This window comes from Hydrogenophaga sp. GW101-3F08, assembly GCF_059424585.1.
In genome coordinates this window covers 447,793-461,169 of the sequence record NZ_JBWKZP010000001.1, presented here as the reverse complement: position 1 = coordinate 461,169, position 13,377 = coordinate 447,793, and the positions used below count along the sequence as shown (strand labels likewise).

Annotated in this window: 9 protein-coding genes; 4 read left to right on the top strand and 5 right to left on the bottom strand. The window is 68.7% G+C overall.

What is annotated here, in order from left to right:
* Nucleotides 1–95 precede the first annotated feature (95 nt).
* The 3 genes from AC07YZ_RS02400 to AC07YZ_RS02390 form a co-directional block, all read right to left on the bottom strand.
* Nucleotides 96–1,064, bottom strand: coding sequence for an FHA domain-containing protein (locus tag AC07YZ_RS02400; RefSeq protein WP_226492906.1), 969 nt, complete (start codon nt 1,062–1,064; stop codon nt 96–98).
* Nucleotides 1,061–2,461, bottom strand: coding sequence for a S1 family peptidase (locus AC07YZ_RS02395; protein WP_494793567.1), 1,401 nt, complete (start codon nt 2,459–2,461; stop codon nt 1,061–1,063). Before AC07YZ_RS02395 ends, AC07YZ_RS02400 begins: the two co-directional genes overlap by 4 nt.
* 93 nt (nt 2,462–2,554) lie before the next feature.
* Nucleotides 2,555–2,941, bottom strand: coding sequence for a hypothetical protein (locus tag AC07YZ_RS02390; protein ID WP_494793566.1), 387 nt, complete (start codon nt 2,939–2,941; stop codon nt 2,555–2,557).
* A gap of 120 nt (nt 2,942–3,061) precedes the next feature.
* Between AC07YZ_RS02390 and def the strand changes: the two genes are divergently transcribed.
* The 4 genes from def to AC07YZ_RS02370 all read left to right on the top strand — a co-directional run bounded on the left by def (nt 3,062) and on the right by AC07YZ_RS02370 (nt 9,451).
* On the top strand, nt 3,062–3,598 hold the full coding sequence (gene def, locus AC07YZ_RS02385; protein ID WP_226492909.1) for a peptide deformylase: 537 nt from the start codon (nt 3,062–3,064) through the stop codon (nt 3,596–3,598).
* Between the two features lie 123 nt (nt 3,599–3,721).
* Entirely contained in the window at nt 3,722–5,143 is a 1,422-nt protein-coding gene (locus AC07YZ_RS02380; RefSeq protein ID WP_494793565.1) for an efflux transporter outer membrane subunit, read from the top strand.
* The gene (locus AC07YZ_RS02375) at nt 5,140–6,273 is read left to right on the top strand and encodes an efflux RND transporter periplasmic adaptor subunit (RefSeq protein ID WP_494793564.1); all 1,134 of its coding nucleotides are present in this window, start codon (nt 5,140–5,142) and stop codon (nt 6,271–6,273) included. Before AC07YZ_RS02380 ends, AC07YZ_RS02375 begins: the two co-directional genes overlap by 4 nt.
* A gap of 10 nt (nt 6,274–6,283) precedes the next feature.
* Nucleotides 6,284–9,451 (top strand): efflux RND transporter permease subunit, encoded by a 3,168-nt coding sequence (locus AC07YZ_RS02370; RefSeq protein WP_494793563.1) that lies wholly within the window; start codon nt 6,284–6,286, stop codon nt 9,449–9,451.
* A 294-nt stretch (nt 9,452–9,745) separates the two neighbouring features.
* Here the strand turns inward: AC07YZ_RS02370 and AC07YZ_RS02365 are convergent, their stop codons facing one another.
* Both AC07YZ_RS02365 and map read right to left on the bottom strand, forming a co-directional pair.
* On the bottom strand, nt 9,746–12,442 hold the full coding sequence (locus AC07YZ_RS02365; protein WP_494794024.1) for a [protein-PII] uridylyltransferase: 2,697 nt from the start codon (nt 12,440–12,442) through the stop codon (nt 9,746–9,748).
* A gap of 28 nt (nt 12,443–12,470) precedes the next feature.
* Nucleotides 12,471–13,301, bottom strand: coding sequence for a type I methionyl aminopeptidase (gene map / locus AC07YZ_RS02360; RefSeq protein WP_226492913.1), 831 nt, complete (start codon nt 13,299–13,301; stop codon nt 12,471–12,473).
* Nucleotides 13,302–13,377: the final 76 nt, after the last annotated feature.

The window sequence follows — 13,377 nt, the reverse complement described above, 5'->3', positions numbered from 1 at the left end:
CCGCCCTTCGACAGGCTCAGGACGGACGGCCAGTGCCGTCCCCCTCCCGCCGAAGGCGAGAGAGGGGGGTGACGCGAAGCGGCGCGGGGGGTGTTTCACTCCTCGTCTCCCGACCACCATTCATCCTCGTCCGCCGGCGCGCTGCGCGCCGCGTCCACGCGCTGTTGCAGCGCGGCCGAGCGCTCGCTGAAATCGCCCACCGGCACGGGCCGGGCCAGGCGCCAGCGCGGGTGGGCGATTTTTCCCATGGTCTGGATGTCGGTCAGCCGCTGCTGCGAAATCCAGGTCTGGCCCAGCGGCACCAGGAAGGCCCCCACCGTGACCACCAGCACGCCCCAGCGGGTGGTGGGCCAGTGCCGAGGGTCGGCCAGGCGCAGGTGCTGGCGCACCACCAGCGCCACCACCACGATCAGCACGTAGGGCGCGATCTGCAGCGGCCACAGCCAGCCGGTGGAAAAGGCCAGCGACTCCAGCCCCGCGTGGATGGCCTCCGCGCACAGGTAGCCACAGCAGGCGATCAGCAGGTGGGAAAAGAAGCGGTCCACGCCGCCGATGAGCCGGCCAAACAGCGCGTAGGCGGCGCTCCAGATGCCAAACACCGCGGCGATGCTGCTCAGCATGTAGAGGTAGGGCGGCGATTTGTCGTTCAGATCGGAGAGCCAGACCTCCCAGGCGCTGTAGCCCAGCACCGCCGACAAGGCAAGCAGGGCCCAAGGCCACACGGTGCGTGAGGACAGCGGTTTTTCGGGCGCCAGGGGCCAGTCGCTGGAGCGCACCCGCAGCAGGCTCTGCCCGACGCGCAGCGGCTGGTCGGTGGTGACGGAGATGGCCTCAGTGGCGGGCCTGCCCGGGTGCCGTGCGATGCCGTTGACGCTGCCCAGGTCTTCCAGCACGGCGCTGCCGTCGGCCTGGAGCCGCAGGCACGCGTGGTGCGCCGCGCAGTGCGCGTCGTCCAGGATCAGGTCGTTGTCCAGCGCGCGGCCGATCCGCAGGGCATCGCCAGGCACCGCCACCCGGGCCAGCACCGAACCGTCGCGGTGCACGTGTTCGACAAACCAGGTCATTGCAGGCGCTCCAGGAACATGCGGCCCAGGCGCTGGGCGTTGTCGAACGAAAAACCGCGCAGGTCGATGTGGCTGCTCAGCCGCTCCCGGGCGTCGTCCACCTGGGTGGCCTGCACGCTGTAGTCGTACACGCCTTCGAACTTGCGGTAGGCCCGCGCGCAGATGGCCACGCGGTACACGTGGCTGGCCGTCTGCACGTAGTCGTCCTGGCATTCGGCCCGTGTGAGCTCGCCCGTGCCCTGGCCGACGCCGCGCCAACCGGGGTTGCCGTGGGCACCCAGGGCGATGAACTGGGGGGTGGCCAGCCGGTCGTTGCGCAGCAGGGTGTGGCCGATGCTCAGGCTGCCGGTGTGCAGGTTGCCTCGCACGAACAGCTCGGACTGCAGGTCGCAGTCCAGGCGATCGCGCTGGTAGCGCAGGCGCTCGCCGTCCATGCCACTGGCCCAGCACTTGGTGAGGTTGCCGTCCAGCGTGGGCACCGGGCGGCCGCTGAGCACCTGGCTGGAGAAACCCGCCTGCGCCCCGGCGCCGCTGGCACCGGCGCTGGGGTCGAGCAGCTTGCCGGCCACGAAGCGCTGGTGGGCCAGCAGTTGGCGGGCGATCTCGCTGCGCCATTCCGTGCGCGCGCCGCCGCCGCCGCGCCAGGCGGTCTGCAGCAGCTCGAGCGCATAGCGCTTGGGCACGAGAAAGCTCAGCTGTTCACCGTCGCGGCGGGTGGCCACGTTGACGCCCACCACCTGGCCGTTGTCGTCGATGGCCGGGCCGCCGCTCATGCCCGAATTGAGCGCGCCCGAAAACAGCATCTGTTCGTAGATCCGGGACTCCACCGAGCCGTTGTAGATGCCCTCGGAGATCAGGAACCCGAGCTCCAGCGGGTTGCCGAGGGAAAACACCTTGCTGCCCTGCACCAGCGGGGCCTCGCGCAGCGTGAGCACCTGCCAGGCGGTGGGGGTGTTGCTGGCCTCGGGTTCGGTGCGCAGCACCGCCAGGTCGTGCACCACGTCCAGGGCCACCAGCCGGGCCCTGGCCACGCGCTGGTTGCTGCCGCGCAGCTCGATGCGGTACTTCTGCGGGTCGATCGCGAGCGCCGACACCACGTGGTAGTTGGTCACCACCCAGGCGCCCTGGGCGCCGTCGTCGCGCACCAGAAACCCGGAGCCCAGCGACGACTGCTCGCCCGCGCTCGCCAGCAGCACCCGCACCTGCACGATGCCGTCCTTGGAGCGGGAAAACAGCGCACGCGCCGACGACGAGGGTTCGGGGATGGAAGGCTGTGCCGCCGAAGGGGCATCGGCAGCGGTGTCGGCCGGCGGCTTGTCCTGGGCCAGGGCGGCCGGTGTGCTCAAGGCGAGCCCGATGGCAAGACAGGCGGACGCAAACGGTGAAAGAAGGGACATGGAGGCGTGCTGTAACAAGCGGTGGGCCAGTCTAAAGCAGGGCCACTTCGCCTCTGTCTGCGGCACGCCACACCGGGTGTGGCTCGGAAGGCCTTATTTAAATTTGTAGTGGTCGCGGTTGAGCACCGCGGCCACGGCGGTCACGTCTTCCGGAAACATCTGCAGGTTCATCGTGGTGTTGCACTGCTCGACCATGCCGCGCAGCAGCCCGGCGGTGTTGATCCGGCCCCGGGGTTTGTAGATGCCGCTGCCGTCCCCGCCGACCTTGCTGGCGTGGCATTGCGCGCAGCGGTGTTCGGCGATGAGCTTTTCGCCCAGCACGAGGTCGGCACCCTTGAAGATCTCGGCGCCTTGCGCACGGGCCTGGGCGCTCCACAGCGCCAGGCCTGCGGCCAGCAGGAAACCGGTGGCGAGCGCCCCGAGCCCAAGCCTGGACGGTGCGGCCGGTGCCAAGGGGGGCGCAGAACGGGGTGAATGCATGGAAAATCCTCCTGAAACGCCCCGGGCACACCGTGTCCGGTCAGCGAAAGTCAATGTACCGCGACCCGCGCCCAACACCCTACGGGGTAAACCACTGAGCCGCCACCCCATTTCCGCACCATGACCGTTCAAACCATCCTGAAAATGGGCGATCCGCGCCTGCTGCGCGTGGCGCGTCCCGTGACCACGTTCGACACCCCCGAGCTGCACCAGCTGGTGGCCGATCTGCTCGACACCATGGCGGCCGCCAACGGCGCGGGCCTGGCCGCGCCACAGATCGGCGTCGACCTGCAGGTGGTGATCTTCGGCAGCGGCGCGCCCAACCCGCGCTACCCGGACGCGGCGCCCGTGCCGCGCACGGTGCTGGTCAACCCGGTGATCACCCCGCTGGGCGACGAGGAGGAAGAGGACTGGGAGGGCTGTCTGTCGGTGCCCGGCCTGCGCGGGGTGGTGCCGCGCTGGCGGCGCATCCGCTACCAGGGTTGTGACATCATCGGCCACCCGATCGACCGCGAAGCCGCCGATTTTCATGCGCGGGTGGTTCAACACGAATGCGACCACCTGTTGGGCAAGCTCTATCCCATGCGCATGCGCGATTTCAGCCGGTTCGGGTTCAACGACGTGCTGTTTCCGGGGCTCGCGCCCGAGGACGACTGAAGGCGCGCGGGAACCAATACCCGATACGACAACAGGGGCGTAACACCTGGTCACGCCCGTGACGCAAAAACAGCCGAGAGTCAAGCGCCCAAAAAGCAATCCAACGGGGGAGTTCCGAGTTTGATGAAGAGAACATTTGCCGTGGTGGCACTGGCCGCCGTGCTGGCCGCCTGCAGCACCACCACACCGCCCACCGAACCAGCGGTGGCCTTGCCCGAAGCCTGGTACGCGCCACCGCTGGCGCACCAGGGCAGCGGCCAGAACCTGGCGCAGTGGTGGAACCAGTTCGATGACCCGGTGTTGACCGGTTTCATCCAGAGCGCCCAGACCCTGAGCCCCAGCATCGCCGCTGCGCGGGCGCAGGTGTTTGCCGCGCGCGCCAGTCTGGCGGGCGTGCAGAGCGCGGCCGGCCCCCAGGTCTCCGTGCTGGCCAACGCCTCGCGCGGCGAGACCCCGGGCCAGCAGCCCCTGGGCAACAGCCTGAGCGCGGGCGCCCAGATGTCGTGGGCGCTGGACGTGTGGGGCGGCCAGGCGGCCAGTGCCCAGCGCGCCCGGGCCCAACAGGATGCGGCCAACGCGGGCTGGCACGAGGCGCGCGTGCTGGTGGCGTCCGAGGTGGCCCAGCTCTATTTCGCCCACCGCCTGTGCCTGGCGCAGCTCGCCGTGGCCAGCAGCGACCGCGACTCGCGCGCCGCGACGGCCAATGCCAATGCGCAGAGCGAGCGCGCCGGACTCACCGCGCCCGCCGTGGCCGCCCTGGCGCGCGCCAGCGGCGCCGACGCCGCCAGCCGCACCGAGCAGCAGGCCGAGCAGTGCGAGCGGCAGCTCAAGTCGTTGGTGGCGCTCACCGGCCTGGCCGAACCCGAGCTGCGCGCCCAGCTGGCCGCCGCGCCCGGCCTGCCGGCCAGTCCCCGGCTTGAGGCCATGCTGGCCGTGAGCGCCGTGCCGGCGGAGGTGATCCGCCAGCGCCCCGACGTCTACCGCGCGCAGCGCGACCTGGTGGCTGCCGGCGAAGGCGTGGGCGTGGCCCGCGCGGCGCTGCTGCCCAGCCTGAGCCTTTCGGGCAGCGTGCTGCGCAACCGGTTTTCCAGCGGAGGCATCACCACCTCCTTCAACAGCTGGTCGGTCGGTCCGCTCACGCTGAGCCTGCCGGTGATCGGGCGTGCCGGTCTGCGCGCGAGCGCGGACGCCGCCGTGGCCCAGTACGACGCCGCCGGTGCGGCCTACGCCGGCACGCTGCGGCGCGCGGTGGCCGAGGTGGAGCAGGCGCTGGTGAGCCTCGCCAGCCTGCGACAGCGGGTGGACGCCACCCAGACCGCCGTGGAGGGCTATACCCGCTCGTTCAACGCCACCGAGGCGCGTTACCGCGTGGGCCTGGCCAACCTCAATGAGCTCGAAGAGGCCCGCCGCCTCAAGCTCAACGCCGACAGCAGCGCCGTGACGCTGCAGCAGGAACGCATCAACGCCTGGATCAGCCTGTACGTCGCCCTGGGCGGCGGCTTTGATCCGCTGGACACCCTCAACGCATCCAAAGAGCCGTCATGAATCCCGCAACGCTGCACACCCCATCCCCCCGCAAACGCTGGCTCTGGCTGGCCATCGCCCTGGCGGCCCTGTTGCTGCTGGTCCTTGCCGTGTTCCTGCGCCAGCCCGCGCAATCGGCCGAGGCAACCCTGCCGGCCGACGAGGTCGGACCCAAGCCGTCCATGACGGTCACGGTGGCCCGGCCCTCCAGCGAGAGCCTAGCCCTGACCCTGCAGGCCAACGGCAACATCAGCGCCTGGCAGGAGGCCAGCGTGGGTGCCGAGGTCAACGGCTTGCGGCTGTCGTTGGTGAACGTCAACGTCGGCGACGTGGTGCGCAAGGGCCAGGTGCTGGCGGTGTTTGCCAACGAGACCACCCACGCCGAGAGCCTGCAGAGCCGGGCCAGCCTGATGCAGGCCGAGGCCAGCTATGAAAACGCCAAGGCCGATGCCGAGCGGGCGCGTTCGATCCAGGACACCGGCGCCTTGTCGGCCTCGCAGATCGCCCAGTACCTGACCCAGGAAAAGGTGGCCCATGCCCAGTGGGAAGCGGCCAAGGCCGCCCTGGGCGCGACCCAGGTGCGCCTGGGCAATACGCGGGTGCTGGCGCCGGACGACGGCATCATTTCCGCGCGCGGCGCCACCGTGGGCGCGGTGGTGGGCGCCGGGCAGGAGCTGTTTCGCCTGGTGCGCCAGGGGCGCATGGAGTGGCGTGGCGAGGTCACGCCCAGCGAGGTGGGACGCATCCAGGTGGGGCAGAAAGTCCGGGTGACCGCCGCCACCGGGGTGCAGATCGCCGGCACGGTGCGCGCCATCGCCCCCACGGCCGACCCGCAGACCCGCAACATCCTGGTGTTCGTGGACCTGCCCCGGCACGGCGACCTCAAGGCTGGCACCTTCGCCAAGGGCAGCTTCGCGCTGGGCGAGAGCGCCGCGCTCACCGTGCCCACGCAGTCCATCGTGGTGCGCGACGGCACCACCTTCGTGTTCGTGATCGACGCGCAGAACAAGGCGGGTCAGCGCAAGGTGACGACCGGACGGCGGATCGGCGAGCGCGTGGAGGTGCTCACCGGGCTCAAGGCCGACGAGACCGTGGCGGTGCAGGGCGCGGGCTTCCTGAACGAAGCCGATTTGGTCAAAGTCGTCCAGTGAAGGTCCGGTCATGAACGTTTCCGCCTGGTCCATCCGCAACCCCATCCCGGCGGCGATGCTGTTCGTCATGCTCACGCTCGCCGGGCTGTTCTCGTTCCAGTCGATGAAGGTGCAGAACTTCCCCGACCTGGACGTGCCCAACATCACCATCGTGGCCAGCCTGCCCGGTGCCGCGCCAACGCAGCTCGAAAACGACGTGGCGCGCAAGATCGAAAACAGCCTGGCCGCGCTGCAGGGGCTCAAGCACATCTACACCAAGGTGCAGGACGGCACGGTCTCCATCACGGCCGAATTCCGCATCGAAAAGAGCACCCAGGAGGCGCTGGACGACGTGCGCTCGGCCGTGGCCAAGATCCGAGGTGACCTGCCCACCGATCTGCGCGAACCCATCATCAACAAGCTCGAACTCGCCAGCGGCGCGGTGCTGGCCTACACCGTCAGCTCCGACAAGATGGACGACGAGGCCATCTCCTGGTTCGTGGAAAACGACATCGCCAAGCTGCTGTTGTCGGTGCGTGGCGTGGGGGCGATCAACCGCGTGGGCGGCGTCAACCGCGAGGTGCAGATCCTGCTCGACCCGCTCAAACTGCAGGCGCTGGGCGCCACGGCGGCCGACATCTCGCGCCAGCTCGCCAAGGTGCAGATCGAGAGTGCCGGTGGCCGTGCCGACGTGGGGGGCAGCCAGCAGCCGCTGCGCACGCTCTCCATGCTGACCTCGGCCGAAGAGCTGTCCCGGCTGGAGCTCTCGCTCCCGGACGGGCGCAGCATCCGCCTGGACCAGATCGCCGAGGTGAAGGACACCGTGGCCGAACCCACGGCCGCGGCCTTCCTCGACGGCAAGCCGGTGGTGGGTTTCGAGGTGGCGCGCAGCCGTGGCGCCAGCGAGGTCGAGGTGGGCCACGGCGTGCGCGCCAAGCTCAAGGAGCTACAGGCCAGCCGCCCCGACCTGAAGATCACCGAGTCGTTCGACTTCGTGACCCCGGTGGAAGAGGAATTCAACGGCTCCATGCTGCTGCTGTACGAGGGTGCCATCCTCGCGGTGCTGGTGGTCTGGCTGTTCCTGCGCGACTTCCGAGCCACCGTGGTCTCGGCCGTGGCGCTGCCGCTGTCGGCCATTCCCGCCTTCATCGGCATGCACTACATGGGCTTCACCATCAACGTGGTGACGCTGCTGGCCATGTCGCTGGTGATCGGCATCCTGGTGGACGACGCCATCGTCGAGGTGGAGAACATCGTGCGCCACATGCGCATGGGCAAGTCGCCCTACCAGGCGGCCATGGAGGCGGCCGACGAAATCGGCCTGGCCGTGATCGCCACCACCTTCACCCTGATCGCGGTGTTCCTGCCCACCGCTTTTATGTCGGGCATTCCGGGCAAGTTCTTCAAGCAGTTCGGCTGGACCGCCTCGTTCGCGGTGTTTGCCTCGCTGGTGGTGGCGCGTGCGCTCACGCCCATGATGGCGGCCTACCTGCTCAAGCCGGTGGTGCTGGCCAAGGACCGGCCCGCCTGGGCGCGCCGCAACCGCGTGCTGGGCGCCATCTGGGGCTGGATGACCAACCAGAGCGAGCCGGCCTGGCTGCACACCTACGGCACCTGGGCGGCCTGGTGCATCCGCCACCGCTGGATCACCATGGCGGCCGCCGGCGCGTTCTTCGTGGGTTCGCTGATGCTGATCCCGCTGCTGCCACAGGGCTTCATCCCCGCCGACGACAACTCGCAGACGCAGGTCTACCTGGAGCTGCCGCCGGGCGCCACGCTCAAGCAGACCGTGGCCACGGCCGAGCGCGCGCGCCAGTTGGTGAGCGCGGTGTCCCACGTCAAGTCGGTCTACACCACCATCGGCTCGGGCTCGGCGGGCAGCGATCCGTTCGCGCCGCAAGGCGCGCAGGAGTCGCGCAAGGCGGCGCTCACGATCCAGCTCGATCCGCGCGGCACACGCCCGCGCAAGCAGGTGATCGAAAACCAGATCCGGGCGGCCATGTCCAACCTGCCGGGCGTGCGCAGCAAGGTGGGGCTGGGTGGTTCGGGTGAAAAATACATCCTCACCCTGACCGGCAACGACGCCAGCGCGCTGGGCACGGCGGCCATGGCGATTGAGCGCGACCTGCGCACCATCCCGGGCGTGGGCAGCATCCAGTCCACCGCGGCGCTGGTGCGCACCGAAATCAGCGTCGCGCCCGATCTGGCCCGCGCCGCCGAGATGGGCGTGACCAGCAGCGCCATCGCCGAGACCCTGCGCATCGCCACCGTGGGCGACTACGACAGCGCCTTGCCCAAGATGAACCTGCCGCAGCGCCAGGTGCCCATCGTGGTCAAGCTCGACGCCGCCGCGCGCGAGAACCTGGAGGTGCTGGGGCGTCTGGCGGTGCCGGGCAGCCGGGGGCCGGTGATGCTGGGGCAGGTGGCCACACTGTCGTTTGGCGGCGGCCCGGCGGTGATCGACCGCTACGACCGCTCGCGCAACATCAATTTCGAGGTCGAGCTGGCCGGCATTGCGCTGGGCGACATGAAGACCGCGGTGAACAAGCTGCCCAGCATCAACAACCTGCCCGCGGGCGTGTCGGTGCTGGAGATTGGCGACGCCGAGGTGCAGGGTGAGCTGTTCGCCAGCTTCGGTCTGGCGATGTTGACCGGCGTGCTGTGCATCTACATCGTGCTGGTGCTGTTGTTCAAAGCCTTCCTGCACCCGGTCACCATCCTGGCGGCGCTGCCGCTGTCGCTGGGTGGCGCTTTCGTGGCGCTGCTGCTGACCAACAAGGCGTTTTCCATGCCTTCGCTGATCGGTCTGATCATGCTGATGGGGGTGGCCACGAAAAACTCCATCCTGCTGGTGGAGTACGCGATCGAGGCGCGGCGCGAGCACGGCATGGACCGGGTGCACGCCATCCTGGACGCCTGCCACAAACGCGCCCGCCCCATCGTCATGACCACCATCGCCATGGGCGCGGGCATGCTGCCGATCGCAGTGGGTTGGGGCGCGGCCGACGCCAGTTTCCGCTCGCCGATGGCGGTGGCCGTGATCGGCGGTCTGATCACCTCGACCTTCCTGAGCCTGCTGGTGATTCCGGCGGTGTTCACCATGGTGGACGACGTGGCCAACTTCTTTGGGCGGCTGTTCTTCGGTCGCAGACCGGCGCACGTGGAGGCGCCGCCAATGGTGGAGCCTGCGAGCACCTGATACCTTGCTGGCCTGCTGGTTGGCGGGATCAGGAAGACTGCAGGCTCAGCTCCGCTCATGTCCCCCGGAACGGCTGCGCCGTTCCTCCTCCTTTACTTCGCTGCGCTGAACCTGCAGCCTTCCTGATCCTGCGGGCTTGGTGGGTCCGCCGTGCGCCAATCACCTTGCCAAGCCGATGAGGCTGGGTGGGCGACGCAGCGAAGTAAAGGAGGAGACGCGGGCGAAGCCTGCGTCGGGGGACATGAGCGGAGTCGACCGCCCAGCCTCATCGGCTCGCCCAGGTGTTGCCGGGCTTCACCCCTCCAAAGTCTCCAGCAACTCCGTCTCGATCTCGATCTGGCGCTTGTTCACCTGCAGCTGCGGGCCGCTGATGAGGAAGGTGTCTTCCACGCGCTCGCCCAGCGTGGTGATCTTGGCCAGTTGCACGCTGATGCCGTTCTTGGCCAGCACGCGCGAGATGCAGTACAGCAGGCCGGCGCGGTCGCTGGCCGACACGCTGAGCAGCCAGCGCTGGGCCTTTTCGTCGGGCCGCAGGTCCACCCGCGGCGTCACCGGGAAGCTCTTGACCCGGCGCGACAGCCGGCCCTTGTTCGGCGTGGGCAGCGGGCCGCGCTGGTCGATGGTCTGGGCCAGGTTGTTTTCCACCATGGCCGTGAGTTCTCGGTAGTGATCCGACAAGGTGGGCGCCACCACCTGGAAGGTGTCGAGCGCATGGCCGTTGTGGGTGGTGTGGATGCGCGCGTCCAGGATGCTGAAGCCCGAGGCGTCGAAATAGCCGCAGATGCGGGCAAACAGGTCGCTCTGGTCGGGCGCGTACACCAGCACCTGCAGACCTTCCCCTTCGGGCGACAGCCGGGCGCGCACGATGCAGTTTTCCGTGGCGGCGGCGGTCTCGGTTCCCGGGGCCTCGGCCGGGCGCTGCGCCGCGGCGCGCGCGTGTTGTGTGGCCAGTTGCGACGGCGTCTGGGCCGCGTTGAGCGCGAGCTGGCGCGTCAGCACCCGGGTGTGCCAGGCGATTTCGTCGGCCTGGTGGCGCATGAAATAGCTCACGTCCAGCGTGTCCCACAGCGCCTTGTGCGCCAGGTGGGGCAGGGCGTGCAGCGCCAGCATGGACAGGGCCTCGCGCTTGCGCGCCTCGATCACGGCGCCGGGGTCGGGCGCGCGGCCACCGAGCGCGCGCAGGGTGTAGCGGTACAGGTCTTCCAGCAGCTTGCCCTTCCAGGCGTTCCACACCTTGGGGCTGGTGCCGCGGATGTCGGCCACGGTCAGCAGATAGAGCGCGGTCAGGTAGCGCTCGTTGCCCACCCGCTGGGCAAAGGAGTTGATGACGTCGGGGTCGCTCAGGTCTTCCTTCTGCGCCATGCGGCTCATGGTCAGGTGCTCGGCCACCAGGAACTCGATCAGCTTCGCGTCTTCGCGGTCCAGCCGGTGCTGGCGGCAGAAGGTGCGCACGTCGCGCGAGCCGAGTTCGGAGTGGTCGCCGCCGCGGCCCTTGGCGATGTCGTGGAACAGGGCCGCGATGTAGAAGATCCAGGGCTTGTCCCAGCCGGCGGCCAGTTGCGAGCAGAACGGGTACTCGTGCGAGTGCTCGGCGATGAAGAAGCGGCGCACATTGCGCAGCACCATCAGGATGTGCTGGTCCACGGTGTAGACGTGGAACAGGTCGTGCTGCATCTGGCCCACGATGTTGCGGAACACCCAGAGGTAGCGCCCCAGCACCGAGGTCTGGTTCATCAGCCGCATGGCGTGGGTGATGCCTTCGGGCTCCTGCAGGATGCGCAGGAACAGCGCCCGGTTCACCGGGTCGGCGCGAAACTGCGCGTTCATGACCGGGCGGGCGTTGTAGAGCGCGCGCAGCGTGCGCGCCGACAGGCCCTTGATGCCGACCGTGGTCTGGTAGATGTGAAAGGTCTCCAGGATCGCGTGCGGCTGCTGCACGTACAGGTTGTCGCTGGCGACCTCCAGCATGCCGGCCTTGTCGAAGAAGCGCTCGTTGATCGGACGCAGGCGGTCCACGCCGATGTCGTCGCTGTTGAGGCGCTCCTCGATGTTGAGCAGCAGAATCTGGTTGAGCTGGGTCACCGCCTTGGCGGCCCAGTAATAGCGCTTCATCAGCTCTTCGCTGGCACGCCGCGCGCCACGCACGGCGGGCGCCTGGGCCTTGTAGCCGAACGACTCGGCCACCACGTTCTGCAGGTCGAACACCAGGCGGTCCTCGCGCCGGTTCGACAACAGGTGCAGGCGCGCGCGGATCAGGCTCAGCAAGGCCTCGTTCGACTTGATCTGGCGCGCTTCGAGCGGCGTGGCCAGGCCCCGGCGCGCGAGCTCGTCCCAGCTGCGGCCCAGACCGGCGGCCTTGGCCACCCAGAGCACGATCTGCAGGTCGCGCAGGCCACCGGGCGACTCCTTGCAGTTGGGCTCCAGGGAATAGGGCGTGTTCTCGAACTTGTTGTGGCGTTGGCGCATCTCCAGCGTCTTGGCCACGAAGAAGGCCTTGGGGTCCATGGCCTCGTTGAGCTGGTTGACCAGTGCCGCGAACTGGGCCTTGCCACCGCGGATCAACCGGCATTCCAGCAGCGAGGTCTGCACCGTCACGTCCTTGGACGCCTCGGCCACGCAATCGGCCGTGGTGCGCACACTGGAGCCGATCTCCAGGCCCACGTCCCAGCAGGCGCCGATGAAGGTCTCCAGCCGGGTCTTGAGAGCGCTGTCCTCGTCGGGCTGGGCGCCGTCGGGCAGCAGCACCAGCACGTCCACGTCGGACGACGGAAACAGTTCGCCACGGCCGTAGCCACCCACGGCGATGAGCGAAAAACCCGGGCCAAAGCCGGCGCGCGCCCAGAGTTCCCGCAGGGTCTGGTCGGTCAGGCGCGAGAGCTTTTGCAGCGCGCTGCGCACGCCACGGGTGGACGACCCCTGCACGCCCAGCTGGGCCAGCAGAGCGGCTTTGTCGCGGCGGTACTGCAGCCGCAGTTCACTGAGATCGCCCATGGCGGTGGCGTGTTGGCCCTTCACGGGCTTACGCGGCAAGGCCGTTGGCCGGGGTCACGAAGGCCGGCGCTGCGGGACTGCCCGCCGACAGCGTGAGCACTTCGTAGCCGGTTTCGGTGACCAGGATGGTGTGTTCCCACTGGGCCGACAGCGAACGGTCCTTGGTGACGATGGTCCAGCCGTCGCCCATTTCCTTGATGTCGCGCTTGCCCGCATTGATCATGGGTTCGATGGTGAAGGTCATGCCGGGTTTGAGCTCTTCGAGCGTGCCCGGGCGGCCGTAGTGCAGCACCTGCGGTTCCTCGTGGAAGCGCCGCCCGATGCCGTGGCCGCAGAACTCGCGCACCACCGAATACCCATTGCCTTCGGCAAAGACCTGGATCGCGTGGCCGATGTCGCCCAGGTGCAGGCCGGGTCTGACCATGACGATGCCCTTCCACATGGCCTCGTAGGTCACGCGGCACAGGCGCCGGGCCTGGATGCTGCAGGCGGCCTCGCCGCCGATCATGTACATGCGGCTGTTGTCGCCGTACCAGCCTTCGGGCGTGATCACGGTCACGTCCACGTTCAGGATGTCGCCCTTCTTGAGCGGCTTCTCGTTGGGGATGCCATGGCACACCACGTGGTTGATCGAGGTGCAGAGATGGCCGGGGTAGGGTGGGTAGCCGCTGGGCTGGTAGCCGATGGTGGCGGAGACCGTGCCCTGCTGTTTCATGTACTCGGCCGCCAGTCGGTCGATCTCCAGCGTGGTCACCCCCGGCTGGATCAGCGGCGTGAGGTGGTCCAGCACTTCGGAGGCCAGCTTGCAGGCCACACGCATGCCCGCAATGCCGGCTTCGTCTTTGTAGGTGATGCTCATGGGAGGCGATTATCCTGCGGACCGCAACGCCTTGAAACGACAGGGGAATCGGGCGCGGAGCCCCGGGTAAAATGCC

Coding starts and splice junctions, on each gene's coding strand:
- AC07YZ_RS02400 (WP_226492906.1), bottom strand. CDS start 1,064: ATGACCTGGTTTGTCGAACACGTGCACCGCGACGGTTCGGTGCTGGCC.
- AC07YZ_RS02395 (WP_494793567.1), bottom strand. CDS start 2,461: ATGTCCCTTCTTTCACCGTTTGCGTCCGCCTGTCTTGCCATCGGGCTC.
- AC07YZ_RS02390 (WP_494793566.1), bottom strand. CDS start 2,941: ATGCATTCACCCCGTTCTGCGCCCCCCTTGGCACCGGCCGCACCGTCC.
- def (WP_226492909.1), top strand. CDS start 3,062: ATGACCGTTCAAACCATCCTGAAAATGGGCGATCCGCGCCTGCTGCGC.
- AC07YZ_RS02380 (WP_494793565.1), top strand. CDS start 3,722: ATGAAGAGAACATTTGCCGTGGTGGCACTGGCCGCCGTGCTGGCCGCC.
- AC07YZ_RS02375 (WP_494793564.1), top strand. CDS start 5,140: ATGAATCCCGCAACGCTGCACACCCCATCCCCCCGCAAACGCTGGCTC.
- AC07YZ_RS02370 (WP_494793563.1), top strand. CDS start 6,284: ATGAACGTTTCCGCCTGGTCCATCCGCAACCCCATCCCGGCGGCGATG.
- AC07YZ_RS02365 (WP_494794024.1), bottom strand. CDS start 12,442: ATGGGCGATCTCAGTGAACTGCGGCTGCAGTACCGCCGCGACAAAGCC.
- map (WP_226492913.1), bottom strand. CDS start 13,301: ATGAGCATCACCTACAAAGACGAAGCCGGCATTGCGGGCATGCGTGTG.